This window comes from Serratia sp. FS14 (assembly GCF_000695995.1).
GTDB classification, from domain to species: Bacteria; Pseudomonadota; Gammaproteobacteria; order Enterobacterales; family Enterobacteriaceae; genus Serratia; species Serratia nematodiphila.
In genome coordinates this window covers 4,651,488-4,678,244 of sequence record NZ_CP005927.1, presented here as the reverse complement: position 1 = coordinate 4,678,244, position 26,757 = coordinate 4,651,488, and the positions used below count along the sequence as shown (strand labels likewise).

General features: G+C 64.4%; 23 protein-coding genes. 15 read left to right on the top strand and 8 right to left on the bottom strand.

The features are described 5' to 3' along the window. Nucleotides 1-66: 66 nt before the first annotated feature. From phnE (L085_RS21380) to L085_RS21320, 13 genes are all read left to right on the top strand, one after another. Entirely contained in the window at nt 67-930 is an 864-nt protein-coding gene (phnE, locus tag L085_RS21380; RefSeq protein ID WP_021503954.1) for a phosphonate ABC transporter, permease protein PhnE, read from the top strand. After that, nucleotides 927-1,826 (top strand): phosphonate ABC transporter, permease protein PhnE, encoded by a 900-nt coding sequence (gene phnE / locus L085_RS21375; protein WP_033633798.1) that lies wholly within the window; start codon nt 927-929, stop codon nt 1,824-1,826. The genes phnE (L085_RS21380) and phnE (L085_RS21375) overlap by 4 nt, the downstream gene beginning before the upstream one ends. A gap of 108 nt (nt 1,827-1,934) precedes the next feature. Beyond that, the gene (locus L085_RS21370) at nt 1,935-2,399 is read left to right on the top strand and encodes a DUF1456 family protein (protein ID WP_004939471.1); all 465 of its coding nucleotides are present in this window, start codon (nt 1,935-1,937) and stop codon (nt 2,397-2,399) included. Between the two features lie 177 nt (nt 2,400-2,576). Further along, complete coding sequence (locus L085_RS21365; RefSeq protein ID WP_015377096.1) at nt 2,577-5,144, top strand: putative mucin/carbohydrate-binding domain-containing protein; 2,568 nt, start codon at nt 2,577-2,579, stop codon at nt 5,142-5,144. A 223-nt stretch (nt 5,145-5,367) separates the two neighbouring features. Next, nucleotides 5,368-7,197: an allophanate hydrolase gene (gene atzF / locus L085_RS21360; RefSeq protein WP_044031680.1), complete on the top strand. Its 1,830-nt coding sequence runs from the start codon at nt 5,368-5,370 to the stop codon at nt 7,195-7,197. Nucleotides 7,198-7,199: 2 nt separating this feature from the next. Continuing rightward, nucleotides 7,200-10,820 carry an urea carboxylase gene (uca, locus tag L085_RS21355; protein ID WP_044032116.1) on the top strand — a complete coding sequence of 1,207 codons (3,621 nt, stop codon included), beginning with the start codon at nt 7,200-7,202 and terminating at the stop codon, nt 10,818-10,820. Between the two features lie 14 nt (nt 10,821-10,834). Beyond that, nucleotides 10,835-11,545, top strand: a complete 711-nt coding sequence (locus tag L085_RS21350; RefSeq protein WP_044032115.1) for a GntR family transcriptional regulator — start codon at nt 10,835-10,837, stop codon at nt 11,543-11,545. Nucleotides 11,546-11,580: 35 nt separating this feature from the next. Beyond that, on the top strand, nt 11,581-12,849 hold the full coding sequence (gene urtA, locus L085_RS21345; RefSeq protein ID WP_044031679.1) for an urea ABC transporter substrate-binding protein: 1,269 nt from the start codon (nt 11,581-11,583) through the stop codon (nt 12,847-12,849). Between the two features lie 56 nt (nt 12,850-12,905). Beyond that, nucleotides 12,906-14,486 (top strand): urea ABC transporter permease subunit UrtB, encoded by a 1,581-nt coding sequence (gene urtB / locus L085_RS21340; protein WP_044031678.1) that lies wholly within the window; start codon nt 12,906-12,908, stop codon nt 14,484-14,486. Next, nucleotides 14,486-15,562, top strand: coding sequence for an urea ABC transporter permease subunit UrtC (urtC, locus tag L085_RS21335; protein WP_031299706.1), 1,077 nt, complete (start codon nt 14,486-14,488; stop codon nt 15,560-15,562). Before urtB ends, urtC begins: the two co-directional genes overlap by 1 nt. Beyond that, nucleotides 15,559-16,365 carry an urea ABC transporter ATP-binding protein UrtD gene (gene urtD / locus L085_RS21330; protein WP_015377102.1) on the top strand — a complete coding sequence of 269 codons (807 nt, stop codon included), beginning with the start codon at nt 15,559-15,561 and terminating at the stop codon, nt 16,363-16,365. The genes urtC and urtD overlap by 4 nt, the downstream gene beginning before the upstream one ends. A 12-nt stretch (nt 16,366-16,377) precedes the next feature. Then, on the top strand, nt 16,378-17,076 hold the full coding sequence (gene urtE / locus L085_RS21325; protein WP_044031677.1) for an urea ABC transporter ATP-binding subunit UrtE: 699 nt from the start codon (nt 16,378-16,380) through the stop codon (nt 17,074-17,076). 118 nt (nt 17,077-17,194) lie between these two features. Continuing rightward, the gene (locus L085_RS21320) at nt 17,195-17,707 is read left to right on the top strand and encodes a DUF2165 family protein (RefSeq protein WP_044031676.1); all 513 of its coding nucleotides are present in this window, start codon (nt 17,195-17,197) and stop codon (nt 17,705-17,707) included. A 21-nt stretch (nt 17,708-17,728) separates the two neighbouring features. On the opposite strand, the gene L085_RS21315 is transcribed toward L085_RS21320, so the two are convergent. From L085_RS21315 to L085_RS21305, 3 genes are all read right to left on the bottom strand, one after another. Then, the gene (locus L085_RS21315) at nt 17,729-18,241 is read right to left on the bottom strand and encodes a GNAT family N-acetyltransferase (protein WP_044031675.1); all 513 of its coding nucleotides are present in this window, start codon (nt 18,239-18,241) and stop codon (nt 17,729-17,731) included. Nucleotides 18,242-18,282: 41 nt separating this feature from the next. Further along, on the bottom strand, nt 18,283-19,500 hold the full coding sequence (locus L085_RS21310) for an FAD-dependent oxidoreductase (RefSeq protein ID WP_044031674.1): 1,218 nt from the start codon (nt 19,498-19,500) through the stop codon (nt 18,283-18,285). 82 nt (nt 19,501-19,582) lie between these two features. Then, on the bottom strand, nt 19,583-20,146 hold the full coding sequence (locus tag L085_RS21305; RefSeq protein WP_044031673.1) for a DUF4865 family protein: 564 nt from the start codon (nt 20,144-20,146) through the stop codon (nt 19,583-19,585). A 105-nt stretch (nt 20,147-20,251) separates the two neighbouring features. Between L085_RS21305 and L085_RS21300 the strand changes: the two genes are divergently transcribed. Continuing rightward, nucleotides 20,252-21,121 (top strand): LysR substrate-binding domain-containing protein, encoded by an 870-nt coding sequence (locus tag L085_RS21300; protein ID WP_015377109.1) that lies wholly within the window; start codon nt 20,252-20,254, stop codon nt 21,119-21,121. On the opposite strand, the gene sseA is transcribed toward L085_RS21300, so the two are convergent. Next, nucleotides 21,118-21,963 carry a 3-mercaptopyruvate sulfurtransferase gene (sseA, locus tag L085_RS21295; RefSeq protein WP_044031672.1) on the bottom strand — a complete coding sequence of 282 codons (846 nt, stop codon included), beginning with the start codon at nt 21,961-21,963 and terminating at the stop codon, nt 21,118-21,120. The two genes, L085_RS21300 and sseA, sit on opposite strands and share 4 nt — an antisense overlap. Before the next feature lie 106 nt (nt 21,964-22,069). On the opposite strand from sseA, the gene L085_RS21290 reads away from it, so the two are divergent. Next, complete coding sequence (locus L085_RS21290) at nt 22,070-22,492, top strand: NUDIX hydrolase (protein WP_044031671.1); 423 nt, start codon at nt 22,070-22,072, stop codon at nt 22,490-22,492. Between the two features lie 9 nt (nt 22,493-22,501). Here L085_RS21290 and L085_RS21285 read toward each other — a convergent pair whose 3' ends face one another. The 4 genes from L085_RS21285 to L085_RS21270 form a co-directional block, all read right to left on the bottom strand. Beyond that, nucleotides 22,502-23,167 carry an epimerase gene (locus tag L085_RS21285; RefSeq protein WP_044031670.1) on the bottom strand — a complete coding sequence of 222 codons (666 nt, stop codon included), beginning with the start codon at nt 23,165-23,167 and terminating at the stop codon, nt 22,502-22,504. Then, a complete protein-coding gene (locus L085_RS21280) occupies nt 23,164-24,189 on the bottom strand; it encodes an AraC family transcriptional regulator (RefSeq protein ID WP_044031669.1) in 1,026 nt (341 codons plus the stop codon). The genes L085_RS21285 and L085_RS21280 overlap by 4 nt, the downstream gene beginning before the upstream one ends. 10 nt (nt 24,190-24,199) lie before the next feature. After that, a complete protein-coding gene (locus tag L085_RS21275; protein ID WP_226988556.1) occupies nt 24,200-25,087 on the bottom strand; it encodes an oxidoreductase in 888 nt (295 codons plus the stop codon). Between the two features lie 87 nt (nt 25,088-25,174). Beyond that, nucleotides 25,175-26,602, bottom strand: a complete 1,428-nt coding sequence (locus L085_RS21270; protein ID WP_044031668.1) for a PLP-dependent aminotransferase family protein — start codon at nt 26,600-26,602, stop codon at nt 25,175-25,177. Nucleotides 26,603-26,757 lie beyond the last annotated feature (155 nt).

Sequence of the window (26,757 nt, the reverse complement as noted above, 5' to 3'; positions counted from 1 at the left end):
TTGGCCGCCCGAATGAAGGGGTTCAGCATGCTGAACCCCTTGTTCCATAACGATGGAAGACCTGTTTTGAATACCGATTTCGCACACTATTACCAACGGATCCGCAGCAAGCAAAAGCGCGAAGCGCTGCTGTGGTCGCTCGGGCTGGTGGTGCTGTACCTGGGCGCCGGCAACCTCGCCGAGTTCAACCTGCACACCGTCTGGGTGTCTATTCCGCACTTCTTCGACTATCTGGCCGAAACCGTTCCGACGCTGCACTGGCACCTGCTGTTCGCCGACGGGCGCACCGAAGGCTCGCTGGCCTATTGGGGCTATCGCCTGAACATCCAGTTGCCGCTGATCTGGGAGACCCTGCAGCTGGCGCTGGCGGCGACCATTTTTTCGGTGCTGGTGGCGACCGTGCTGGCGTTTCTGGCGGCCGGCAACACCTATACCCCGGCCTCGGTGCGGCTGGCGATCCGCACGCTGGTGGCGTTTCTGCGCACCATGCCGGAGCTGGCGTGGGCGGTGATGTTCGTGATGGCGTTCGGCATCGGAGCCATTCCCGGCTTCCTGGCGCTGGCGCTGCACACCATCGGCAGCCTGACCAAGCTGTTCTACGAATCGATCGAAACCGCCTCCAACAAACCGGTGCGCGGGCTGGCGGCCTGCGGCGCCACGCCGCTGCAGCGCATGCGCTTTGGCCTGTGGCCGCAGGTGAAGCCGGTGTTTCTCTCCTACAGCTTCATGCGGCTGGAGATCAACTTTCGCCAGTCGACCATTTTGGGGCTGGTGGGGGCGGGCGGCATCGGCCAGGAGCTGATGACCAACATTAAACTCGACCGCTACGATCAGGTCAGCATGACGCTGCTGCTGATCATCGTGGTGGTTTCCGTGCTCGACTATGTGTCGGGCGAGCTGCGCAAGCGCGTGGTGGAGGGGGCAAAATGACAGCGGGCACTCCGGCGTCGGCGGAAACGCTGCGCCAGCTAAAACAGCAGCATCCGGCGATCTTCGCGCAGCAGGGGCGTTACCTGCGCACCGTCGGCCTGATCGCCTTGGCGATCGTGCTGTACTACGTGTTCTTCTTCCTGGTCTTCGGCATTAGCTGGCCGCAGTTTATCAACGGCTGCCAGCAACTGGGGCGCTATTTCCTGCGCATGTTCGTCTGGCATGACTTCGCCAACTGGCCGTTCATGTACTACTTCCAGCAGATTGGCATCACCATCGCCATCGTGTTCGCCGGCACCATCACCGCGTCGCTGATCGCGCTGCCGCTGTCGTTCTTCGCCGCGCGCAACGTGATGTCGACGCCGCTGCTGCGGCCGATCTCCGTGCTGGTGCGCCGCTTGCTGGACGTGCTGCGCGGCATCGATATGGCGATCTGGGGGCTGATCTTCGTGCGCGCCGTCGGCATGGGGCCGCTGGCCGGGGTGTTGGCTATCGTGATGCAGGACGTCGGGCTGCTGGGCAAACTGTACGCCGAAGGGCACGAGGCGGTGGACAAGTCCCCGAGCCGCGGCCTGACGGCGGTAGGCGCCAACGGGTTGCAGAAGCACCGCTACGGCATTTTCACCCAGTCGTTCCCCACTTTCCTGGCGCTCAGCCTGTACCAGATCGAGTCCAACACCCGCTCTGCGGCGGTGCTGGGCTTTGTCGGCGCCGGCGGCATCGGCCTGGTGTACGCGGAGAACATGCGGCTGTGGAACTGGGACGTGGTGATGTTCATCACCCTGATCCTGGTGGTGGTGGTGATGATCATGGACAAGGTCTCGTCGCTGCTGCGCAACAAGTACATCATCGGCGAAGACATCCCGCTGTATCAGCAAAAAAGCCAAATCGATTGAGAAACCCCTTGCCGATCCCTATACTGCCGCACATTCAAGGTGTGTGGCAGCCATTTCGTTTCGCAATGTGCGCACGTCCCCGTTAGACAAATAAGGCAATGCAATCCCATGATGAACAACGACGTGCTGCGCAGCGTGCGCTATATGCTGAGCATTAACAACGCCAAAATGGTCGAGATTATCAAACTGGACGATTTCGAGGTGGCGGTGTCGGCGATGGACGCTTACGTGATCAAAGAAGGCGAGCCGGGCTACGAGAAGTGCCCGGACGAAGTGATGGCGCACTTCCTCAATGGCCTGGTGTTCTTCAAGCGCGGCAAGGACGACAAGTTCCCGGCGCCGGCGGTTGAGCTGCCAATCACCAACAACCTGGTGCTGAAAAAGCTGCGCGTGGCGTTCGAGCTGAAAGACACCGACATGCACCAGATTTTCACCGCGGTGGACTTCCGCATCTCCAAGCCGGAGCTGAGCGCGCTGTTCCGCAAAGAGGGCACCAAGAACTACCGCCCATGCGGCGATCAGATGCTGCGCTACTTCCTCAAAGGGCTGGCGCAGCGCGTTCGCGGCGAGTAACGCGCAGCGTTCACCGAACATCAGGCGCAATCGCAAGGTTGCGCCTTTTTTATTGCCGCTCTCCCGCCCGCCGTTGTTGTACAGGCCCTCAGCCATCCGTCATCGATGGAGGGCGTGCCGCCTATCCGGTTACTTTTTCATGGTCAATTCAATCACCCAAACCATGAGGAAAGCAGGATGCCAACCATCACGAAAACCCAATCACTTTACACGTTGACCCGGCCCGTCTGGCTGGATGCGGCAGGCATGAGCAAAGGCATCGATCACGATCGCCAGCACCTGGGCATTATTCTCGCCGCCGGGCAGGTGCTGCGAGTGCGCCAGACCAACGCGGCGTTTACCGGCAAGCTCACGCTGCGCTTGCTGAATGACGACAGCAAAACGGAGGCGGAATTCAGCGTTGGCGCGAGCTGGGTCGAGGCCCAGGTCAATGCCGTCTCGGTGCCGTTCATCGATACGCCGTATGGGCAGGGCGAGCCGGTGCTGGAGTTCGAGTACCCGGACACGGCGAAAGCGCTGCCGGTTTATCGCCGTGGCGAAAACGAAGCCGCGTTCTTTGCCCGCTGGGACGATCGGGACGCCGAGTTTGCCCTGGTCGATGCGGAGTACGCAGTGTTGCTGGTGCCGAAAATCAGTAAACCGGCGCTGAAGTCGCTGGGCGACGCGAAAAACATCGACGGGCTGATCGCCTACTACGATCGCATTTTCACTTTCTACAATGCGCTGACCGGCGTCTCGTTCGAGGCTGAACACGAATCCGATCGCAATATTCGCAACCGCTATTTTATGAAGGCCGATAAGCACGGCGCCGGCGCCGCGTATTACGGCGGCCGCTGGACGGCGGAAACCAGCAACTCGGTCAGCAGCTTCTGGCTGACGCCGAAAGACAGCAACTGGGGCAGCCTGCATGAGATCGCGCACGGCTATCAGGGGCACTTTATGGGCGACAAATATTTCTCCACCGGTGAGATGTGGAACAATATTTATGCCGCTTGCTATCAGGACGTGATGCTGGGGGAACGCAAATACCAGGAGGGGTGGCTGTATAACTACGGCAACGCGGCCGGCGTCGAGAAGAAAATCATCGATCTGATCGCTCAGGGCACGCCGCTCAACCAGTGGGATCTGCGCTCCAAGCTGTTCTTCGCGATGCTGATGGTCGACAAGGCAGGCAAGAACGCCTTCACGCACTTTAATCAGCAATATCGTCAAAGCTGCAACACGCCGGGCTTCGTGCCGTCGGAACATGCCTTGCTGGATCTGCTGTCGGCAAGCTTCGCCGCGGCCGGTGAGCAGATCGACGTGACGCCGTTCGTCGAGCTGACCGGCGGCGTGATCACCCAAGCGCAGCGCGATCGCAACGCGTTCAGCCACGCCAAGGCGGTGTATCCGCTGTATCAACTGGTGGACGCGCAGAGTCTGCCGGCGGTGCAGGCGCAGCTGAAACTGGATTCCTCGCTGCGGCTGGTCGACTCCTGCCAGCTCAAGGCCAGCGGGCTGAAAGGCGACGTCACCCTGAGTCTGGATATCGATGACTTTGCGCAGATCTACGGTGAAGACCTGATCCTGATGGAAGGGGCGCGCTATGCCCACAAAGTCCGTATCGACACGCCGACCTTGGCGCTGACCGCGCTGCCGGTCGGCGTGTATACCTTGCGGTTGCCGACCGGTAAAGATCGTAAATATCGGCCGACGGCGGAATACCTGACGGTGAAACAGGGGAAAAACGCGGTGACGCTTCGCTTTGAGCGCAAAGCCGCTTCGCCGATCGTTTCTCAGGAGATCAATCTGTTGGGCCTGAGCGATGCGGTCTTTGCCACCGTGGTCGTCGATCGCGCCAAAGGAGCGGTGGTGGTTGACGTGACCAGCACCACGCCGCACGCCTACTTCCCGGGTGAAACCTATGCACGGGTGACGCTGCGCGATCGGCAGGGCGCGGTGCGCTTCAGCAAGGAGATTCAGGGCACTCAGGCTACCTTAAGTCATGACGAGCTGCCGTTTGCCGAGGGCGATGACATCGAGATTTACCATGTGGAGCCGAGTCGGGTGCGCCTGAATCCGGCGGCGACCGGGGTTATCGATAATAAAAACAAAACCAACGTGCTGCGTATCGAAAAAAGCGGACTGAAAAACCCGGCGCTGTCCGGCGATCCTGAACAAGCGCTGCTGGCGCGCCTGGAACAGGCGGCGCAGCGTTTGCGCCATCTGCTGCCGGCTTACTATGCGCCATCATCGTCGTTCAAAGATGATATTTATCTGGCGATCGGCGCCTTTGCCGAGCCGCAGCGCGAGTCACTGTTGGCGACCTATCGGGATTGCCTGCCGGCCGACAATACGCCGCCGGGTGCCAACGTCGGCAATGCGTTTACCGTGGCTGCCAAAGGGATCGGCGATCGCCAGTTCCTGACCGGCGCCATCGATCTGGTGAAGAAAACCGTTACTGTCACGCTGGCGGCGGGGATTGCTCACCACTACTTTGCCGACAGCTACGCCTTCCTCAGCGTGACGGATGCGGACGGCAATGTCTTGCTCAGTTACGACGTCATCGGCAGCCAGAATCAACCGGCCAAAACCTGGGTGTTGCCGCTGTCGGGTTACGGCGGTGAAGTGATTCAACTGCGGCATGAAGAGCCGGACAACCGCTTGGCGATCGTCAACGAAATGCAGCACCTGCGGCTGACGGAGAAGGGCAAGCAACAGACCTACTGCATTACGCCGGTCGGTTTGAAACGCATCAACGACTGATCCCCATCGGCCTGCGGGGCGGCGAGTGTCGCCGCCCCGTTTTTTCCTCTGCGTCATCCCGCCATTGCACTCTTTTTGTTCTCCCGCTGCGCGCCGCTGGTGCAGCCCGTTTGCCGCTGCTGTCATAAGTTTTAATTATAATTTATTGAAATCATGAGATTAAAAATTGGCACGACGGTTGCTCTGTTGGATCCCATCTTGTGTACCAGATGGAATTCAGCCGATGAGCGAACCTGTTGAAGCGTGCGGTTTTACCCTCAGTGAATGGCAGCACCATTATCAAACCCGTCCGGCGGGCGAGCGCCTTGCCTGCGTCAGTGTGACGATCGAAACGCTGGTCGCCAGCCTGAACCCGGACGATAACGCCTGGCTGTATCTCGCCACGCCGGCGCAGCGCGAGCAGCAGTATCGGCAGCTGGCACAGAGGCTTGAGGCGGTCGCCGGCGATCTCAGCCGCCTGCCGCTGTTCGGCGTGCCCTTTGCCATCAAAGACAATATCGACGTCGGCGGCTGGCCGACCAGCGCCGCCTGCCCGGCGTTCACCTATCAGGCCGCGGCGGACGCCACCGTGGTCGCCCACCTGCGCGCCGCCGGGGCGATCGCCCTCGGTAAAACCAACCTCGACCAGTTCGCTACCGGGTTGGTGGGCACCCGCTCACCTTATGGCGCGGTGGTCAACAGCTTCGACAGCCGCTACGTCAGCGGTGGTTCCAGTTCCGGCTCCGCTTCGGTGGTGGCGCGCGGCCTGGTGCCGTTCGCGCTGGGTACCGATACCGCCGGTTCGGGGCGCGTGCCTGCCGGGTTCAACAACATCGTCGGGCTGAAGCCGACCAAAGGGCGGTTGTCCAACCGCGGCGTGGTGCCGGCCTGCCGGTTGAACGATACGGTGTCGGTCTTCGCGTTGACGGTGGCCGATGCCGCGCAGGTGGCGGAACTGGCGAGCGGCTTTGACGCGGCAGACCCGTATTCTCGTGCCGATCCGCATACAGCGCCGGCGGATATCCCCGCCGCGCCGCGTTTCGCCGTTCCCGCCCAGCTGGAGTTTTTCGGCGACGTGCAGGCCGAGCGGGCGTTTCACCGAGCGCTGGCGCAGCTGCAGGCGGGCGGCGCCACGCTGGAACCCCTCGATTTCGCGCCGTTTCGCACTCTGGCGGAACAGCTGTATTACGGCCCCTGGGTAGCGGAGCGCACGGTGGCCATTGAGCAGGTGCTGGAAGCGAGCCCGCAGGCCATCGATCCGGTGGTGCGCGGCATCGTTGGTAACGGCCTCGGCTACAGCGCCTGCGACGCCTACAAGGCGGAATACCTGCGCGCCGAGCTGGCGCGGCAGATCGCCCAGCGGCTGGCGCCGTTCGACGCGCTGGTGGTGCCGACCGCGCCCACTATCCGCACCCTGGCGGAGATGGCGCAAGAGCCGGTGCTGTTCAACTCGCAATTCGGCACTTACACCAATTTCACCAACCTGGCCGATCTGAGCGCGCTGGCGCTGCCGGGGCCGCTGCGCGAAGACGGGCTGCCGGCGGGCATCACCCTGATTGCACCCGCCTGGCATGACCGGGCGCTGGCGGCGTTTGGCCTGCGCTGGCAACGGCAATGCGCCTTGCCGCTCGGCGCTATCGGCCGGGCATTGCCGCCGCAGCCGGCACCGGCCCCGTCTTCGGGACACGTACGTTTGGCGGTAGTGGGCGCTCACCTTAGCGGTATGCCGCTCAACGTCCAGCTGACGCAGCGCGACGCGGTGCAGGTGGAGCAAACCGTCACCGCCCCCTGTTATCGCCTCTACGCGCTGGCCGATACCGATCCGCCGAAGCCAGGGTTGGCGCGCGTGGCGCAGGGCGCGGCGATCCGTCTTGAGCTGTGGGACATCCCGCTGGCGCGTTTCGGCGAGTTTGTGGCGGAAATTCCGGCGCCATTGGGCATCGGCACGCTGCTGCTGGCGGACGGCCGGCGGGTGAAGGGGTTTATCTGCGAAGCCTGGGCGCTGGAAGACGCGACGGATATCACTGAGTTTGGCGGCTGGCGCGACTATCTCGCCAGCGTTAAGGGGGCATGAACATGTTTACTACCGTACTGATCGCTAACCGCGGCGAAATCGCCTGCCGCGCCATTCGCACCCTGAAACGCCTGGGCGTAACCAGCGTGGCGGTCTACTCCGACGCCGACCGCAATGCGCCGCACGTCACCGAGGCCGACAGGGCGGTGGCGCTCGGCGGCGACAAGGCCGCCGACAGCTACCTGCGCATCGACAAGATCCTCGCGGCGGCAGCGGCCACCGGCGCGCAGGCGATCTACCCCGGCTACGGCTTTTTGTCCGAGAGCGCCGAGTTTGCCGACGCCTGCGAAGCGGCGGGCATCGCCTTTATCGGCCCGACGGCGGCGCAGATGCGCGAGTTCGGCCTCAAGCACCGGGCGCGCGAGCTGGCGGCGTTGGCCGGGGTGCCGATGACGCCGGGCACCGGCTTGCTGGAGAGCGTTGAGCAGGCGGTCGCCGCCGCTGCGCGCATCGGCTACCCGGTGATGCTGAAAAGCACCGCCGGCGGCGGCGGCATCGGCCTGACGCGCTGTGACGACGAGGCGGCGCTGCGCGACGCGTACGACAGCGTCAAACGGCTGGGGGAGCAGTTCTTCCGCGACGCCGGCGCCTTTATCGAACGCTTCGTCGATCGGGCGCGCCACGTCGAGGTGCAGATTTTCGGCGATGGCCAGGGGCAGGTGGCGGCGCTCGGCGAGCGCGACTGTTCACTGCAGCGCCGCAACCAAAAGGTGGTGGAGGAAACCCCGGCGCCGCATCTGCCGGCGGCGACCCGCCAGGCGCTGCATCGGGCGGCGGTGGCGCTGGGCGAGTCGGTGAATTACCGCAGCGCCGGCACGGTGGAGTTCATTTACGACGCCGCGCGCGACGAGTTTTATTTCCTGGAAGTGAACACCCGCTTACAGGTAGAGCACCCGGTTACCGAGATGGTCACCGGCCTGGATCTGATCGCATGCATGCTGCAGGTGGCGGCGGGCGACGCGTTGGATTGGGCAGCGTTGCGCCGCGCGCCGCAGGGCGCGGCGATCGAGGTGCGCCTCTACGCCGAAGATCCGCTGAAAAACTTCCAGCCCAGCCCCGGCGTGTTGACCGAGGTGCATTTCCCTGACGACGTGCGCCTCGACGGCTGGGTGGCGACCGGCAGCGAAGTTTCGGCGTTTTACGACCCGATGATCGCCAAGCTGATCGTACACGGCGCGGATCGGGCGCAGGCGCTGGAAAAACTGCGCGTGGCGCTGGCGGCGACCCGTTTGCACGGCATCGCCACCAACCTCGACTATCTGCGGCAGGTGATCGCCACGCCGCAATTTCAGCGCGGCGACGTCTGGACGCGCCTGCTGGACGATTTGCGTTTCCAGCCGCACTGCCTCGAAGTGCTGCAACCCGGCACCTACAGCAGCGTGCAGGATTATCCCGGCCGCCTCGGCTATTGGGACATCGGCGTGCCGCCGTCCGGCCCGATGGACGACTTCGCGTTTCGGCTGGCCAACCGCATCGTCGGCAACCACCCGGCGGCGGCCGGGCTGGAGTTTACCCTGCAGGGGCCGACGCTGCGCTTTCACTGCGACGCCACCATCGCGCTGACGGGCGCCAGCTGCCCGGCCGATCTGGACGGCGAGGCGGTTGCGTATTGGCGGCCGATTACGGTGCGGGCCGGGCAGGTGCTGACGCTGGGGCGCGCTACGCACGGCTGCCGTACCTATCTGGCGGTGCGTAACGGCTTCGACGTGCCGGTATATCTCGGCAGCCGCTCTACCTTCGCGCTCGGGCAGTTCGGCGGCCACGCCGGGCGCACCTTGCGCGTGGCGGACATGCTGGCGATCGCCCAACCGGCGCTGGCGGCCAGCACCACCCCGGCGCCGATCGCCGCGCCGCAGGCGATGGACGACAGCCTGATCCCGCACTACGGCGATCAATGGCACATCGGCGTGCTGTACGGGCCGCACGGCGCGCCGGACTTTTTCACCGCTGAATCGATAGAGGCCTTCTTCGCCACCGACTGGCAGGTGCATTACAACTCCAACCGCCTCGGCGTGCGCCTGGCGGGGCCGAAGCCCGAGTGGGCGCGGGAGGACGGCGGCGAAGCCGGTTTGCACCCTTCCAACGTGCACGACTGCGAGTACGCCATCGGCGCGATCAACTTCACCGGCGACTTCCCGGTGATCCTGACCCGCGATGGGCCGAGCCTCGGCGGCTTCGTCTGCCCGGTGACCATTGCCAAGGCCGAACTGTGGAAAGTGGGGCAGGTGAAGCCGGGCGACCGCATCCGTTTCCATCCGATCGGCTTCCGGCAGGCGCAGTCGCTGGAGCAGGCGCAGCTTGGCAGCATCGAAGCGCTGGCGGCGGTGAAGGCCATCACCCTGCCGCCGCCGGATCTGGCCCCGGCGGAGACCGTTTCCGCCGCGGTGCTGGCAGCGCTGCCGGCGGCGGAGGGGCGCCCGGCGGTGGCGTATCGCCAGGCGGGGGACGGCTACATCCTGATGGAGTACGGCGACAACGTGCTCGATCTGGCGCTGCGGCTGCGCATTCATCTGCTGATGCAGTCGCTGCGTGAGGAGGCGATACCGGGCGTGGCGGAGCTGGCTCCGGGCGTGCGTTCGCTGCAGATCCGCTACGATAGTCGGCAGATTAGCCAGGCCGACCTGCTGCAGCGCCTGCTGGCGCGCGAACGGGCGCTGGGGGACGTCAGCCGCCTGAAGGTGCCGACGCGCACCGTGTGGCTGCCGATGGCGTTTGAGGATTCGGCCACGCTGGGGGCGGTGGATCGCTATCAACAGACGGTGCGCGCCTCGGCGCCCTGGCTGCCGAACAACGTCGATTTCATTCAGCGCATCAACGGCCTGAGCCGACGCGAGCAGGTGCGCGACATTCTGTTCGACGCCAGCTACCTGATCCTCGGGCTGGGGGACGTGTACCTCGGTGCGCCCTGCGCGGTGCCGCTCGATCCGCGCCATCGCCTGCTGAGCTCCAAATACAACCCGGCGCGCACCCACACCGCCGAAGGGACGGTTGGCATCGGCGGCATGTACATGTGCATCTACGGCATGGATTCGCCGGGCGGTTACCAGCTGGTGGGGCGCACGCTGCCGATCTGGAACAAATTCCTCAAAAACCCGCAGTTCACCGCCGGTGAACCCTGGCTGCTGCGCTTTTTCGATCAGGTGCGCTTCTACCCGGTCAGCGAGCAAGAGTTGGACGAGCAGCGCGAAGCGTTCCGCGAAGGGCGCATGCAGGTGCGAATCGAAGAGAGCGAGTTCGACTTCGCCGCCTACACCCGTTTCCTGGCCGACAACGCCGGGGCGATCGCCGATTTCCAGCATCGTCAGCAGCAGGCGTTCAGCGCCGAAGTGGCGCGCTGGCGCAGCGATGACGACGAGGCCGAGGCGCAGCTGTTGCCGCCGGAGGAAGAAGACGCCATCGACGGCGATCTGGTCAGCGCCGATCTGAACGGCAGCGTGTGGAAGATCCTGGTGGAACCGGGGCAGGCGGTGGCGGCCGGGCAGCCGCTGATCGTGGTCGAGGCGATGAAAATGGAGCTGGCGGTCACCGCGCCGCGCGCCGGGATCGTTAAGCGCATCAGCTGCCGGCAGGGGCGGCCGGTCGGGCCGGGCGACGCCCTGCTGTGGCTGGAAAAGGCGGTCTGAACGGAGGAGCGATGATGCAAATCACCAACGGAGAGCACAAGGCGCGCCCGGAGGGGCTGGCGGAGCGCATTTATCTGCAGCTCAAGGCCGACATCTTCGAGTTTCGCCTGCTGCCGGGCGATCGCTTCAGCGAAAGCGAGGTGGCACAGCGCATGGCGGCCAGCCGCACGCCGGTGCGCCAGGCGCTGTTTCGGCTGGAGCGCGAAGGCTATGTCGAGGTGCTGTTTCGCAGCGGCTGGCAGGTGCGGCCGTTCGATTTCGCCTACTTCGAAGAGCTGTACGACCTGCGCATCGTGCTGGAACAAGAGGCGGTGAAACGGCTGTGCGAACGCCCGGCCGGGGAAACGCCAGGCGCGCTGGCGGCGCTGAGCCGTTTTTGGGCCGAAGCGCCGCGACTGGCGGACGGCAAGGCGGTGTCGCAGCACGATGAGCAGTTTCATCAGGCGTTGGTGGCCGCGGCGGGCAACGGCGAAATGGCGCGCATTCACCGCGAACTGACCGAAAAGATCCGCATCATTCGCCGGCTGGATTTCACCCAGCAGGCGCGGGTGGACGCCACCTACCGCGAACACGCCGCCATTTTGCAGGCGATCCTGCGGCGGCAAAGCGGGGCGGCGCAAACGCTGCTCGGCGAGCACATCGCCGTCAGCAAGGCAGAGGTACGAAAAATAACGCTGCACATGTTGCACCAGGCGCGGGCTCAGCAGCCTGCGCGCTCGGCGTAACGATTTTGATTTCACACACATCAGGAGTTTGAACTATGCAACGTCGTCGTTTTATCAAAGCTTTTGCGCTGTCCGCCGCTGCGATCGGCCTGGGCCTGGCCTGGAGCGCGCAGGCCGCCGACACCATCAAGGTCGGCATTCTGAGTTCGCTCTCCGGCACCATGGCGATTTCCGAGACGCCGCTGAAGGATGTGGCGCTGATGACCATCGACGAGATCAACGCCAAAGGCGGGGTGCTCGGCAAAAAGCTGGAGCCGGTGGTGGTGGATCCGGCCTCCAACTGGCCGCTGTTCGCCGAAAAGGCGCGCCAGCTGCTGAGCCAGGACAAGGTGGCGGCGGTGTTCGGCTGCTGGACTTCGGTGTCGCGCAAGTCGGTGCTGCCGGTGTTTGAGGAGCTGAACGGACTGTTGTTCTATCCGGTGCAATACGAAGGCGAAGAGATGTCGCCGAACGTGTTCTACACCGGTGCGGCGCCGAACCAGCAGGCGATCCCGGCGGTGGAATACCTGCTGAGCGAGGACGGCGGCGGCGCCAAGCGCTTCTTCCTGTTGGGCACCGATTACGTCTATCCGCGCACCACCAACAAGATCCTACGCGCCTTCCTGCACAGCAAAGGCGTGCAGGACAAGGATATCGAAGAGGTCTATACGCCGTTCGGCTACAGCGATTACCAGACCATCGTCGCCAACATCAAGAAGTTCGCCGCCGGCGGCAACACCGCGGTGATCTCCACCATCAACGGCGATTCCAACGTGCCGTTCTACAAAGAACTCGCCAACCAGGGCGTCAAGGCCACCGACGTGCCGGTGATCGCCTTCTCGGTCGGCGAGGAAGAACTGCGCGGCATCGACACCAAACCGCTGGTGGGCAACCTGGCGGCCTGGAACTACTTCGAATCGCTGGATAACCCGACCAACAAACAGTTTGTCAGCCAGTGGAAAGCCTACGCCAAGGCGCACAACCTGCCGAATTACGCCACTGCGGTGACCAACGATCCGATGGAAGCCACTTACGTCGGCCTGCACATGTGGGCGCAGGCGGTGGAAAAGGCCGGCACCACCGACGTCGATAAGGTGCGCGCGGCGATGGCCGGGCAAACCTTCGCCGCGCCGTCGGGCTTCACGCTGACCATGGACCAGACCAATCACCACCTGCACAAACCGGTGATGATCGGCGAGATCGAGGGCAACGGCCAGTTCAACGTGGTGTGGCAGACCGAGGCGCCGGTGCGCGCGCAGCCGTGGAGTCCGTATATCGCCGGCAACGACAAAAAGCCGGATTACCCGGTGAAAGGCGGCAAGTAACGTCACTCAGCGCCGGCGCGGCTCGACGCGCGCCGGCCCAACAGAAGAGGCAGCTGATGCAATCTCCGTTTTTATCCTCTCTGCGCGCCGGGCTGTGGCTATTGTGTGCCTGGCCCCTGCTGGCGCAGGCCGGGCCGGCCGATGAGTTCGCGGCGGCCACTCGCGCGCAGCAGGCCAAACTGCTGCAGGCGTGGGCGGCCGAGCCGGACGCCGCGCGCCTGCCGTTGCTGCAGGGGCTGCAGCAGGAAACCGTGGCGCTCGACGGGGCGAAACGCGCCTTTATCCGCCAGGGCGATCGCTATTTGCCGCTTGAAGGTGAGGCGGCCCCGGTTGGTGAACCGAAGAAGGTGTGGCTGAACAACCGGCTGCGCATTCTGATCGCCAACGCGTTGTCGGCGCAGCGGCTGGTCAGCGCGGATGCGGCGGTGCGGCTGCAGGCGGCGACCGCGCTGCAGCGCGAGGCGCAGGGCGAGCAGTTGCCGCTGTTGACCCGGCGGCTGGCGCAGGAGCAAGACCCGCAGGTACGCGACGCGCTGAGCATTGCGCTGGCGAACCTGCAATTGGCCGACGCCAGCCCGCAGGTGCGCTTCAATGCAGTGCGGCTGCTGGGGGAATCGGGCGAGCCGGAAACCCGCGCGCGGCTGCAAGCGTTGACCGACGCGGCCAATGAGCCGGACGCCGCGGTGCGCGCCGAGGCGCAACGCAGCCTGCAGCGCGTGCAGCATCGCCTGATGATCGGCGATATGCTCGGCCAGGCGTTCAGCGGCCTGTCGCTCGGTTCGATCCTGCTGCTGGCGGCGCTCGGTCTGGCGATCACCTACGGCCTGCTCGGCGTCATCAATATGGCGCACGGCGAAATGCTGATGCTCGGCGCCTATTCGGCCTATCTGGTGCAGGGGCTGTTTCAACAGTTTGCGCCGCAGTGGCTGGCGCTCTATCCGCTGGCGGCGCTGCCGGTGGCGTTCGCCATCACCGCCGGGATCGGCATGACGCTTGAGCGTACGGTGATCCGCCACCTGTACGGCCGGCCGCTGGAAACCCTGCTGGCCACCTGGGGCATCAGCCTGGTGCTGATCCAGCTGGTGCGGGTGTTGTTCGGCGCGCAGAACGTCGAGGTCGCCAACCCGGCGTGGCTGTCGGGTGGCGTGCAGCTGTTGCCGAACCTGGTGTTGCCGTGGAACCGCATCGCGGTGATCGCGTTCGTGCTGCTGGTGCTGGCGTTGACCTGGCTGTTGCTGAACAAGACCCGGCTCGGCATGAACGTGCGCGCGGTGACGCAAAACCGCGCGATGGCCGCCTGCTGCGGCGTGCCCACCGGCCGGGTGGACATGCTGGCCTTCGGGCTGGGATCCGGCATCGCCGGGCTCGGCGGGGTGGCGCTGTCGCAGTTGGGCAACGTCGGGCCGGAGCTGGGGCAAGGTTACATTATCGACTCGTTCCTGGTGGTGGTGCTCGGCGGCGTCGGCCAGCTGGCGGGGACGGTGGCGGCGGCCTTTGGCCTCGGCATCGTCAATAAGATCCTCGAGCCGCAGATCGGCGCCGTGCTGGGCAAGATCCTGATCCTGGTGCTGATCGTTCTGTTTATTCAAAAGCGTCCGCAGGGGCTGTTCGCCCTCAAGGGCAGGGTGATTGACTGATGAGCCAACCATTGACCGTAACCGGCGTGCAGAAAGCGCCCCGGCTGGCGTTGAGCATCGGCGCGCTGGCGTTGCTGGCGCTGCTGGTGATGCCGTTCTTGACGCTGTTGCCGGCGGATCATCCGCTGGCGGTGTCCACCTATACCCTGACGCTGGCGGGCAAGATCCTGTGCTACGCGGTGGTGGCGGTGGCGCTCGATCTGGTGTGGGGCTATGCCGGGCTGCTGTCGCTCGGCCACGGGCTATTCTTCGCGCTCGGCGGCTACGCCATGGGCATGTACCTGATGCGGCAGGCGGCGGGCGACGGGCTGCCGGCATTTATGGCGTTCCTCTCCTGGAATGAGCTGCCGTGGTTCTGGAGCGGCACCCAGCATTTCGCCTGGGCGCTGTGCCTGATCGTGCTGGTGCCGGGCCTGCTGGCCTTCCTGTTCGGCTACTTCGCCTTCCGCTCGAAAATCAAAGGGGTGTATTTCTCGATCATGACCCAGGCGCTGACCTATGCCGGCATGCTGCTGTTCTTTCGCAACGAAACCGGCTTCGGAGGCAATAACGGCTTTACCGGTTTCACCACGCTGCTCGGCTTTCCCATCACCGCCGCCGGCACGCGGGTGGCGCTGTTCCTGGCGACGGTGCTGCTGCTGGCCGCCAGCCTGGCCATCGGCTTTGCCCTGGCGCGCAGCAAGTTCGGCCGGGTGCTGACCGCGGTGCGCGATGCGGAAAACCGCCTGACCTTCTGCGGCTACGACCCGAAGGGCTTCAAGCTGTTCGTCTGGACGCTGTCGGCGGTGCTGTGCGGGCTGGCCGGCGCGCTCTATGTGCCGCAGGTCGGCATCATCAACCCTGGCGAAATGTCGCCGACCAACTCGATCGAGGCTGCCATCTGGGTGGCGCTCGGCGGGCGCGGCACGCTGGTGGGGCCGCTGCTCGGCGCCGGCATCGTCAACGGCGCCAAGAGCTGGTTCACCATGGCCATTCCCGAATACTGGCAGTTCTTCCTCGGCCTGATGTTTATCGTCGTCACGCTGTTTCTGCCCAAAGGAGTGATCGGCCTGCTGCGGCGGAGGAAAACCTCATGAAGGCGATGCAAGTGACCGACGAACTGTTTACCCATCCGCTGCCGGCGGACAAATACCGGCAGCAAACCGATCCGGTGCTGCAGCTCGACAACGTCAACGTCAGCTTCGACGGTTTTCGCGCGCTGACCGATCTGTCGCTGCGCATTGGCGTCGGCGAACTGCGCTGCGTGATTGGCCCCAACGGCGCCGGCAAGACCACGCTAATGGATGTGATCACCGGCAAAACCCGGCCGGACAGCGGCAGGGTGTTTTACGACCAGACCGTCGATCTGACTCGGCTGGCGCCGATGCAGATCGCCCACGCCGGCATTGGCCGCAAGTTTCAAAAACCGACGGTGTTCGAGGCGCTGACGGTGTTCGAAAATCTGGAGATCGCCCAGAAAACCCGCAAGTCGGTGTGGGCCTGCCTGCGCGCTCGCCTGAGCAGCGAGCAGCGCGACCGCATCGACGAGATGCTGAAGACCCTGCGGCTGGGGCATGAGCGCCACCGGCCCGCCGGGTTGTTGTCCCACGGGCAGAAACAGTTTCTCGAGATCGGCATGCTGCTGGTGCAGGAACCGCACCTGCTGCTGCTCGACGAGCCGGCGGCCGGCATGACCGACGCTGAAACCGACTACACCGCCGAACTGTTCCGCGAGCTGGCGGGCAAGCATTCGCTGATGGTGGTGGAGCACGACATGGGGTTTGTGGAAACCATTGCCGATCGCGTGACGGTGCTGCATCAGGGACAGGTGCTGGCGGAAGGATCGCTGGCGCAGGTTCAGGCCGATGAACGGGTGATTGAGGTATATCTGGGGCGCTGAGGAGGCGTAATCATGCTGCAGGTAGAGGAATTGAATCAGTATTACGGCGGCAGCCACATTCTGCGCGGCCTGTCGTTCGAGGCGCGCATCGGCGAGGTGACCTGCCTGCTGGGGCGCAACGGCGTGGGCAAGACCACGCTGCTGAAATGCCTGATGGGGCTGATCCCGGCGCGCAGCGGCAGCGTCCGTTGGCAGGGCGAAACCATCACCGGTAAAAAGCCGCACCAGCGGGTGCAGGCGGGCATCGCCTATGTGCCGCAGGGGCGGGAGATTTTTCCGCGCCTGACGGTGGAGGAAAATCTGCTGATGGGGCTGGCGCGCTTTTCCGGCGCCGACGCGCGCGCGGTGCCGGATCCGATCTATGACCTGTTTCCGGTGCTGCGGCAGATGAAGGATCGGCGCGGCGGCGATCTCTCCGGCGGGCAGCAACAGCAGCTGGCGATCGGCCGGGCGCTGGCCTGCCGGCCGCAGCTGTTGATCCTCGACGAACCGACGGAAGGGATCCAGCCTTCGGTGATCAAGGAGATCGGTGCGGTGATCAAACAGCTGGCGGCGCGGGGCGATATGGCGATCCTGCTGGTGGAGCAGTTCTATGACTTCGCCGCCGACCTGGCGGACAGCTATCTGGTGATGTCGCGCGGCAGCATCGTGCAGCGCGGCGCCGGCAGCGCTATGGAACAGGACGGCGTCCGCGCGCTGGTGGCGATTTGAACGAAAAAATGGGAGCCGCATGTCTGAAAGTCGTGCCGTTGTTTTTCCTTGCTGATGTTATGGATTAATCTAAAAGGCGTTCTTTATTAATCCCTTGCCATGGATAGCTAACATCATCATGAACGAAATCACTGTGTCACGCCTCGGTTGCATCGTCCTGTCCCTGTTTCCGGCCCTGTGGGGGCTGTTCAGCCTGTTGAACAATACGGCGGATTTCGCCGGCACCGCGCGCAATGCGGTGGGGCCGCTGCTCGCCATGCAGGATACTTATCAAACGCCGGGGCTGATGTGGCGCGCGATCAGCGCCGACTGGGCCTGCATGTTGGGGTTGGCGGTCATCACCGCGCTGGAAACGCTGGCCGGCCTATTCGCGGCGGCGGGCGTGGCGCTGATGATCGGGCGATTGAAAGGCTCTTACGCCGCTTTCGCCAAGGGCAAAGCCTGGGCGATGCTGGGGGCGCTTTGCGCGATAACGGTGTGGGGCGTCGGCTTTATGGTGGTCGCCGGCGACTGGTTCATGGCCTGGCAGGCCAAAGAGAACCCGCTGGCGGTGCAGCTGGGGGCGCTGATCTACCTGGCGCCCAATGCGTTTGCCTTGCTGTTCCTGATGCTGCAGCGGGAGCCGCGCTAACGAAGGCGGAGTGGGGCGCGGTTACAGCGCCTTGCTCATATACCAGATGCCTATCGAGCCCTGGGCGCTGGTGTAGCAGGTCTTGCCACACATGCTCAATCCCTGGCGCTGATAAAAACGTTGGGCGCGGGTGTTGCGTTGCAGCACCTCCAGCCACAGCGTTTTTTGCCGACGGTCGATAGCCCGCTGCTGCACCTGTTCGAACAGGTGCTGGCCATAGCCGTTGCCGGCATGGCCCGGCAGGAAATAGATTTTCTGCAGCTCTGCGCCGATTTGTTCGGTTGGTGCCAGCAGGCTGTCGAAGTTCACCCGCGCATAGCCGACCAGGGCGTCATTCTCATAGGCCAACAGCCAGCACACGTCCGGCTGGCGCAGCGTCTGTTCCAGCGCGGAGACGGAAAAATCCTCCGCCAGAAAGGCCTCCAGCTCGTGCGGGTAGCGCCACAGCTCACCGAAGTGGGCGTGATAGGTGCGGATGCCGATATCGCGCACCAGGGTTAAATCTTCCAGCAATGCCTGACGGACGGTGAACATGAGTGAACCTCATCGAAGCGAGAACCGATGAGTATAGCGGGTTAATTTTCAAGATGCCGCGGCGTTTCGCGGCGAAAGCCCAGGCCGATGATGCGGCCGAACAGGCGCGGCAGCCAGCGGCTGTTGCCGACGCGGGCGATCAGGCGCGAGCCGCCGGCGGCGCGGCGCTGACCCGGCTTACGCTGACTCATTTTGATCTGCAAAAACTGGATGGCGCGAGTGGGGAATTCGCGCCGGCGCTGCACGCTCAGCAGATGCTTCAGCTGCAGCCGATGCTGGCGCAGCGGCGGGATCAGGGCGTTGGCGGCGGCCACCGCGTCCTGAATCGCCAGGTTGACGCCCACGCCGCCGATCGGCGACATGGCGTGCGCGGCGTCGCCGATGCACAGCACCCCCGGTTTGGCCCAGCGATCCAGACGATCGATGCGAATGCTCAGCAGTTTGACCTGATCCCACTCGACGATCTCCTGCAGGCGATCGTCCTGGAACGGCGCCACCTCGGCGAGGTGCAGTAAAAATTTCTCCAGCCCGCTGCGGCGGATCGCATCGAAGCTGCCTTTGTCGATCGAGTAACCGCACTGCCAGTAGTCGCCGCGATCGATCATGATGAAGTTCTGTTTCGGCCCGGTATGGCCCATCGACCAGGCCGGATCGCCCGGCTGCTTGCTGAGCTTCATCCACAAGACGTCGCGCGGCGCGCCGAAGGATCGGCTGCTGAGCGCCGCCTGTTCGCGCACCACCGAGTTGCGGCCGTCGGTGCCGACCACCAACTGGCTGCGCACGCGGATCGGGCCTTCCGACGTATCGGCCAGCACGCCGCACACCTGGCCGCGGTCGTACAGCAGCTGGTGAACCTGCGTTGAGGTCAGCAGCCTGAAGTTGGGGAAGGCGGCGGCCTGCTGGGCCAAAAAGTTGAGGAACTCCCACTGCGGCATAAAGGCGATAAATTTGCAGCGCGTCGGCAGGCGGGTGAAATCCGCCAGTTTGATGTCGCGGCCGGCGACTTCGGCGTGCAGAGATTCCGCGCGCTGATGCGGCAGCGTCAGCAGTTCGTCGAGCAGGCCCAGTTGATGCATGACTTCCAGCGTCGACGGGTGAATGGTGTCACCGCGAAAATCGCGCAGGAAATCGGCGTGCTTCTCCAGCACCGTTACGTCGATCCCCGCCCGCGCCAGCAGATAGCCGAGCATCAGCCCGGCGGGGCCGCCTCCCACGATGCAGCAGGTGGTGGCGTAAGGTGTGATTGGTGATGACGACATGACGGTTGACCCCGGAGAGCGGCCCGCATCCCGCGAGCCGCAAGTGAATGTTTAATGTTGATAATGATTATCAATATCAAGTTTAACTGTCAACCCGCGGCGCAGTGTGGTCAAAGGGGGCGGACAGATGGCCGACGCGGAACAGCTGGCCGTTTTGCGGCCGTGCCTGCGGCGGTTCACGCCATAAATCCAGCCGCACTAACCGCCACTCTGCGGGGTCGAACGCCACGATGGAGGCCAGCGCGCCGGGCGCCGCCTGATGTTGCCGACGCAGCGCAGGCAGATCGCTGTAGGGGATGATGGCCTGTTCCTGACAGGTTGCCCAGGCGGCCTCGGCCAGATGAGGGCGATCGAAATGCGTCAGCCACGGCAGCCAATGATTGACGCGCGGCCAGCCGAACGCCTGGCTGAGGCCTCTGAAACCTTCGCCGGCCAGGAAATCGTTCATGCCGGCGCTGCTGTTCCACAGGTAGAAGGGAGCGTAGAGATTTTCGGCGCTGCCTTCGCTGCGCTGTGCGTACAGATAGGCTTTGACGATCAGCTGCGGGCAGGCGTCGAGCCGATGGCCGAAATCGGCGATGCGGCGGCGGACGATCGCCATGTCGTAATCGGCGGGCAGGGTGAAACGGTATTGCATCGCGAGCATAAGGATTCTCCGCAAAGACATTGACCGGGAGAGCGTGACACGCCATCTTTATCAGTAAAATCGGTATTATTTTGATTGATGGTTCAGAAAATCAGGATGGTCAGCATGGGGCGAATCACGTTCGATCTCGAGGATTTGCGCAGCTTCGTCACCGGCGTCGAGCTGGGCAGCTTCGCCAAGGCCGCTGAACGGCTGGGGCGTTCGACGTCGGCGGTCAGCGCTCACCTGAAAAAGCTGGAGCAGCAGGTCGGCGCGCCGATCCTGCGCAAGGCCGGGCGCGGCATGGTAATGACCGAGGCGGGGGAAACTCTGCTCGGTTACGCGCGCCGCCTGCTGGAGCTCAATGACGAAGCCGCCGCCGCGGTGCGCGGATTGGATCTGCAGGGCACGGTGCGGCTGGGGCTGCAGGAAGATTTCGGCGAGACGTTTCTGCCGCAGGTGTTGGGCAGCTTCGCGCGCGCCAATCCGAAGGTGCGCATCGAGGCGCGCATCGCCCGCAATGCTGAGCTGATCGACTGGGTGCTGAAAGGCCAGCTGGATCTGTCGCTGGCGTGGGACGGCGGTTTGAGCACGCCGTTTCATCAGGCGCTGGGGCAGCGGCAGTTGCACTGGATCGCCTCGCCCGGCTTCGCGCTGGCGCCGTGGCGAGAAGGGGATGAGCCGTTGCCGTTGGTGATGTTCGACGCGCCCTGCCTGATGCGCAGCGCGGCGACGCAGGCGCTGGATCGCGCCGGCATTCCCTGGCGCATCGCCTTTACCAGCCGCAGCCTGAACGGCGTTTGGGCGGCGGTGAGCGCCGGGTTGGGCGTCACGGTGCGCACGGCGGCGGGCTTGCCGCCCGGCTTGTCACCGTTGGCGCCCGAACTGCTGCCCGTTCTCGGCCAGCTCGGCGTGGTGCTGCACCGCGCCGAGGATCAGCCCTCGGCGGCCGTGCAGCGGCTGGCACAGATCGTGGTCGAGCGGATCGAAACCTAATCTTTGGCGATGGGCTGTTTGCCGCTCAGTTGGCCCCATTCGCTCCAGGCGCCGTCATACAGTTTGACCTGCGGGGCGCCGAGCGACAGCAGGCCGAACGCCAGCACCGCCGCCGTCACGCCGGAGCCGCAGCTGGTGATGATCGGGCCGTTGATATCCACGCCCTTGTCGCTAAAGGTTTGGCGCAGCGCCTCCAGCGATTTGAAGCGGCCGTTTTCCAGCAGCTCGCCGTACGGAATGTTGATGCTGCCGGGAATGTGGCCGCGGTGCAGGCCGGGGCGCGGCTCCGGCGCTTCGGCATAAAAGCGCGGCGCGGCGCGCGCGTCGAGAATTTGCACCGGCGTGCCTAACGCCTGTTCCACTTGCCGCATATCCACCACCGCGTCGGCGTTGAACCGGGCGTTGAACACCTGTGGTTCAGGCTGCGCCGGGCCGGTGGCCAGCGCCTGGCCCTGCGCTGTCCAGCCGTTCAGCCCTTCGTCCAGTACGTAAACATGCTGGGCGCCGAAATTGCGGAAGGTCCACCAGCCGCGCGGCGCGGAGAACTGGTTACCCTCATCATAAATCACCAGGGTATCGCGCTCGCTGATGCCCAGCTTGCCCACCGCCGCGCCAAACTCCGCCGCCGTCGGCAGCATGTGCGGCAGCGCGGTGTTTTTGTCCGCCACTTCGTCAATGTCGAAATAGACCGCGCCGGGGATATGGCCGCGTTCGAACTCGGCAAGCATGTCCTTTTTCGGCGTTAGCCCCACCGGCGACATCCGGACGTCGATCACCACCAGATTTTCATCGTTGATATGTTGCGCAAGCCATTGAGGGGTCACCAGAAACGGAGAGTTCATCGTTATTGTTCGCCTGTTGTGAAAACGGATTTTCACTATACACCAGGCCGCGCGGGGATGAAGTATGATGTTCAGTCAAAGGCAATGGGCAGGGAGCGGAGAAATCATGACGGACGAGGCGTTTGGCGGGGCCAAGATCGCGCTGCTGTGCGATGGTTTCCTGTTGGTTTACCAACGGGACGATAAACCGGGCATTCCGTGGCCCGGCCTGTGGGATCTGCCCGGCGGCGGGCGGGAGTACGGCGAAACGCCGCTGCAGTGCGTGCAGCGGGAGACGCAGGAAGAGTTCGGCGTGGCGATCGCCGAACGTCAGGTTGTCTGGCGGCGGCGCTACGACGGCATTTTGCCCGGCTATCCGCCGACCTGGTTCATGGCCGGGATGATCACTCCGGCGCAGATCGCCGCCATACGTTTCGGCGACGAGGGGCAGCGTTGGCGGATGATGCCGGTGGAGCAGTTTATTCACCATCCGCAGGGTATCGAACACCTGCGCCGCCGGGTGGCGGAGTATTGGCGGCAGGGCGGTTAACTCCGTTGTTCAGGATGCCGCCAGCCGGTTGATCTGCGCCGGTTCGATGATGCGCAGCGCGCTTTCCCGTCGCGCCACCGCCAGCATCGCCCGCCCGATTCGTTCGGTGCTGCTTACCCGGGCGGGAAACAGCCGCAATGCGCCGAGCCACAGCGGCTTGAACAGCCGATAGGCCAGATCGTAGAGGCGGGTTTTGGAGCGAATGCCGTGCAGCGGCACAATGGCGCCGGGACGGAACATCACCGCGTGGAACGGCAGCGCCAGCAGCGCGTTTTCGGTGGCGCCCTTGACCCTGGCCCACATGCTGCGGCCGCGTTCGCTGCTGTCGGTGCCGAGGCCGGAGACGTAGACGAAGACCATCGACGGATTCAGCGTCGCCAACGGGCGGGCGGCGGCTAGCGTCAGATCGTAAGTCACCGCGCGATATTCAGCTTCACTCAGGCCGGAGGACGAAATCCCCAGGCAGAAGAAGCAGGCGTCGTAGCCCGCGAGCTGCGGCTCCAGCGCCGACAGATCACGCAGATCGGGCACAGAAAGCTGGCGCAGTTTGGCGTGGCTCTGGGCCAACGGGCTTCGGCCGATGCTGAGCACTTCGCTGACGCGCGGATCGTGCAGGCATTCCCGCAGTGCGCCCTGGCCCACCATGCCGCTGGCGCCGAAAATAATCACTTTCATGCTCTGTTCTCCCACTGGCCGGCGGCGCGCTGCGTGCGCCAGCGGCTGGGCGTCAGCGTTTCCCACTGAATAAAGGCGCGGCTGAACGAATTCAGCTCTTCGAATCCCAGCACAAAGGCGATTTCGCCCGGTTCAAGGTCGGTTTCCGCCAACAGCCGGCAGGCGGTGCGGTGGCGGGTTTTGTCCAACAATTGCTGGTAGCTGTAGCCGTGCTGTTGCAAGCGGCGCTGCAGCGTGCGCGGGCTGAGATAGAGTTCAGCGGCCACGCTGTTGACGCTGGGGCGCTGGCCGCGCATGCTGCGGCTGAGGATCGCCATCACCTGCGTGGGCAGATCGTGCGCCGGCTGCGATTTGGCCAGTTCCGCCTCCAGCCCCGGCAGCAATACGGCCAGCATGTCCTGATTGTAAGTGATGAACGGTTGGTCTATCAGCGCGCGGTCAAACACCAGCACGTCCTGCGGGGCGTTGAATGTCACCGGGCAGCCGAAATAGCGCGCCAGCGGCGAGGCGGCGTCCGGCCGCCGGGTCAATTCGATCGCCTGCGGCTGCAGGGGCAAGCCGGTGCCGCGCCGACACAGGGCCGTGATGGCGGCGAACATGGCGTCGATCAGCAGCGCCGGCGCAGGGGCTTCGCTCATGGTCCAGCGCGTATGCAAGCGGATGCTGTCGCCGTCTTCTTCCAGCATCAGCTCTTCCGGGCAAACCAGTCGTTTATAGCGCGCCACCTTTTGCAACGCTTCGCCCAGCGTGGCGGAATGCAACGCGGCGACCAACGCAATGTCATAGTGTTCCGGCGGGACCTCGCCGCCCAGGCGCAGGCCGAAGGCGGGATCGTCAGTCAGCTGCGGCAGACTGCGCCAAAGAGAGAAGAATTGTTGCGTGGTGAGTTTAATCTTGTCGCGCCGCGCGCCGAACAGGCCGGCAGGTAGCCCGGCCAGGTGGCCGAGCTGCTCGATATCGACGCCCTGCGCCGCCAGGTGTACCGCCAGCGCGCCGGAAACCGGGATTTGATCGCTGCTCAATGCGGGCTCCTTAGGGTTTTCCCGTCACGACTGCCGCGATGGCGGCGTGATCCGGCGAGCTGTCGTCGTGGTCGGTGCTGAGACTGAGGGCGCGAAACGCGGCGTCCTCCGCCTGGCGTTCTGCCAACACCTGCGCCGCCATATGCACCGCGTCGCTGCCGAGCAGCAGGCGTAGCGGAGGGGCTTCCAGCGCCGCCAACTGCAGGATCGCCTGCGCCGCCTTGGCCGGATCGCCGGTTTGGCTGCCGTTATGCTGCTGCAGGAAGGCCAGCATCGGCCCCAGCGTCGGCTGATAGGCTTCGCCGATCGGCGCAATGGTCATTGAAGAACCGGCCCAGTCGGTGCGGAAGCCGCCGGGTTCGACCATCGTCACCTTGACGCCGAAGGGGGCCATCTCTTTGGCCAATGATTCGGAGAACCCTTCGACCGCCCACTTGGCGGTATGGTAGGCGCTGAGGCCGGCAATGCCGAGGCGAGCGCCGATGGTGGCGATCTGGATGATATGGCCGCTGCCCTGCCGGCGTAATATCGGCAGCGCCGCGCGGGTGACGTTGAACACGCCGAAGAAGTTGGTTTCGAGCTGCGCGCGAAAATCGGCTTCATCGGCTTCCTCCACCGGCGCGATATTGCCGTAGCCGGCGTTGTTGACCAGCACGTCCAGCCGACCAAAGCGTTCAATCGTCGTGCGCACCGCGCGTTCGGCGGCGGCGGCGTCGGTGACGTCGAGCGCGATCGTGGCGACCCGATCGCCGTAGCGTTCCACCAGCGGCTGCAGCTGTTGCGGCTGACGGGCGGTGGCGACCAGACGGTGCCCGGCGGCCAACACCGCCTGCGCCAGCTGTTGGCCCAGGCCGCGGGAACTGCCGGTGATTAACCATACCTGTGACTGAGACATCATGACCTTCCTGATTGCGAGTGGGTGTGATGCCACTTTAGAGCGACGGGCAGCGCAGCGATAATCCGATCGCGTCAAGATTTAATCCGATTACGCCAAACTGTCGGCCGGCATCAGCCGCTGGATGGTGGCGCCGACCTTCTGTACTGCCAGCTCGATCTCTGTCGTCAGCGTCGGCGCATAGTTGATGCGCAGGCAGTTGCGGTACTTGCCGGCGGCGGAAAAGATGCTGCCGACGGCGATTTGTACGCCTTGCTGTTCAAGATGGCGGTTCAGCCGCAGGGTGTCGAACGCTTCGTCCAGTTCGATCCACAGCATAAAACCGCCGCGCGGCCGGCTGACGCGGGTGCCGGCCGGGAAGTGTTTCAGGATAAGATCGGTCATGCGGTCGCGGTTCTGCTGGTAGCGTGCGCGCATGCGCCGCAGGTGCTGCAGGTAATGCCCGCCGCGGATAAATTCGGCGATCGCCAGCTGCGGCTGGGTGGCGGTGGCGCCGGAGCCGATGAACTTCATGTGCAGCACCCGTTCCAGGTAGCGGCCGGGCGCGATCCAGCCCACGCGCAGCCCCGGCGCCAGCGTTTTGGAAAACGAGCTGCACAGCAGTACGCGGCCGTCGTCGTCGAATGACTTGATGGTGCGCGGCCGCGGGTAGTGATAGGCGATGTCGCCGTAGACATCGTCTTCGATGATCGCCGCGTCGTGACGCTGCGCCAGCGTCAGCAGCCGCTGTTTGTGGGCGTCGGGCATGATGTAGCCCAGCGGATTATTGCAGTTGGGCGTCAGCAGGATAGCCTTGACCGGCCACTGTTCCAGCGCCATCTCCAGCGCCGCCAGGCTGACGCCGGTGAGCGGATCGGTGGGGATTTCCAGCGCCTTGATGCCCAGCCCCTTCAGCGTCTGCATGGTGCCGTGGAAGCAGGGCGAATCGACCGCCACGATGTCGCCGGGTTGGCAAACGGCGCGCAGCCCGGCGGAGATTGCTTCCTGACAACCGGTGGTGATCAGCAGCTGATCGGGGCCGATTTGGCAGCCGGAGTCCAGCAGCAGACGGGCGACCTGTTCGCGCAGCGCGGCCACGCCCTGAATGCTGTCGTAATACAGGCTGCGTAGGTCGCCGTGGCGGGCGGCGTTGCGCAGGGCGACGATCAGCGGCTTCATCGTCGGTTCTGCGATATCCGGCATGCCGCGCCCCAGCTGGATCAGGCCTTCGCGCGGCCGGCTGCGCACCAGTTCCAGCACCTGCTCCCATTGCGAAATGTCCACCGGCCGCTGCACCGGCGCCGTCATGGCGGGCAGCTCGGCCTGCGCGCGCCGCGTATGCACGAAGTAGCCCGACTTCGGCCGCGCTTCCACCAGGCGCTGTTCCTCGAGCAACCGGTAGGCTTGCTGCACCGTGCTGATGCTGACGCCGTGCTCCTGGCTCAACGCGCGCACCGAAGGCAGGCGATGGCCGGCCGGATACAACCCTTGCTGAATGCGTTGGCTGAGAATGGCGGCCAGCGTGGCGTAGCGTGTCATACAGAGGCCTCTCATCGGGGGTCAGGATTAAAAAAACCGGTACAGATACGTTCAAAATAAACCATTCAGCGGGTTTTTTGGCGCAGCTGTATGAAAAAAATAGCGCCAGCGTGAATCTGTATTGTTTTTTGCCTGGCGCGCATCATCACTGCCAG

What these genes read in the sequence shown, in the direction of transcription:
- urtA (WP_044031679.1), top strand. Translation starts at nt 11,581, where the DNA reads ATGCAACGTCGTCGTTTTATCAAAGCTTTTGCGCTGTCCGCCGCTGCG.
- L085_RS21315 (WP_044031675.1), bottom strand. Translation starts at nt 18,241, where the DNA reads ATGTTCACCGTCCGTCAGGCATTGCTGGAAGATTTAACCCTGGTGCGC.
- L085_RS21290 (WP_044031671.1), top strand. Translation starts at nt 22,070, where the DNA reads ATGACGGACGAGGCGTTTGGCGGGGCCAAGATCGCGCTGCTGTGCGAT.
- urtE (WP_044031677.1), top strand. Translation starts at nt 16,378, where the DNA reads ATGCTGCAGGTAGAGGAATTGAATCAGTATTACGGCGGCAGCCACATT.
- uca (WP_044032116.1), top strand. Translation starts at nt 7,200, where the DNA reads ATGTTTACTACCGTACTGATCGCTAACCGCGGCGAAATCGCCTGCCGC.
- L085_RS21310 (WP_044031674.1), bottom strand. Translation starts at nt 19,500, where the DNA reads ATGTCGTCATCACCAATCACACCTTACGCCACCACCTGCTGCATCGTG.
- L085_RS21305 (WP_044031673.1), bottom strand. Translation starts at nt 20,146, where the DNA reads ATGCTCGCGATGCAATACCGTTTCACCCTGCCCGCCGATTACGACATG.
- urtB (WP_044031678.1), top strand. Translation starts at nt 12,906, where the DNA reads ATGCAATCTCCGTTTTTATCCTCTCTGCGCGCCGGGCTGTGGCTATTG.
- L085_RS21275 (WP_226988556.1), bottom strand. Translation starts at nt 25,087, where the DNA reads ATGATGTCTCAGTCACAGGTATGGTTAATCACCGGCAGTTCCCGCGGC.
- L085_RS21370 (WP_004939471.1), top strand. Translation starts at nt 1,935, where the DNA reads ATGATGAACAACGACGTGCTGCGCAGCGTGCGCTATATGCTGAGCATT.
- atzF (WP_044031680.1), top strand. Translation starts at nt 5,368, where the DNA reads ATGAGCGAACCTGTTGAAGCGTGCGGTTTTACCCTCAGTGAATGGCAG.
- L085_RS21285 (WP_044031670.1), bottom strand. Translation starts at nt 23,167, where the DNA reads ATGAAAGTGATTATTTTCGGCGCCAGCGGCATGGTGGGCCAGGGCGCA.
- L085_RS21270 (WP_044031668.1), bottom strand. Translation starts at nt 26,602, where the DNA reads ATGACACGCTACGCCACGCTGGCCGCCATTCTCAGCCAACGCATTCAG.
- L085_RS21350 (WP_044032115.1), top strand. Translation starts at nt 10,835, where the DNA reads ATGCAAATCACCAACGGAGAGCACAAGGCGCGCCCGGAGGGGCTGGCG.
- L085_RS21365 (WP_015377096.1), top strand. Translation starts at nt 2,577, where the DNA reads ATGCCAACCATCACGAAAACCCAATCACTTTACACGTTGACCCGGCCC.
- urtD (WP_015377102.1), top strand. Translation starts at nt 15,559, where the DNA reads ATGAAGGCGATGCAAGTGACCGACGAACTGTTTACCCATCCGCTGCCG.
- urtC (WP_031299706.1), top strand. Translation starts at nt 14,486, where the DNA reads ATGAGCCAACCATTGACCGTAACCGGCGTGCAGAAAGCGCCCCGGCTG.
- phnE (WP_033633798.1), top strand. Translation starts at nt 927, where the DNA reads ATGACAGCGGGCACTCCGGCGTCGGCGGAAACGCTGCGCCAGCTAAAA.
- L085_RS21300 (WP_015377109.1), top strand. Translation starts at nt 20,252, where the DNA reads ATGGGGCGAATCACGTTCGATCTCGAGGATTTGCGCAGCTTCGTCACC.
- L085_RS21320 (WP_044031676.1), top strand. Translation starts at nt 17,195, where the DNA reads ATGAACGAAATCACTGTGTCACGCCTCGGTTGCATCGTCCTGTCCCTG.
- sseA (WP_044031672.1), bottom strand. Translation starts at nt 21,963, where the DNA reads ATGAACTCTCCGTTTCTGGTGACCCCTCAATGGCTTGCGCAACATATC.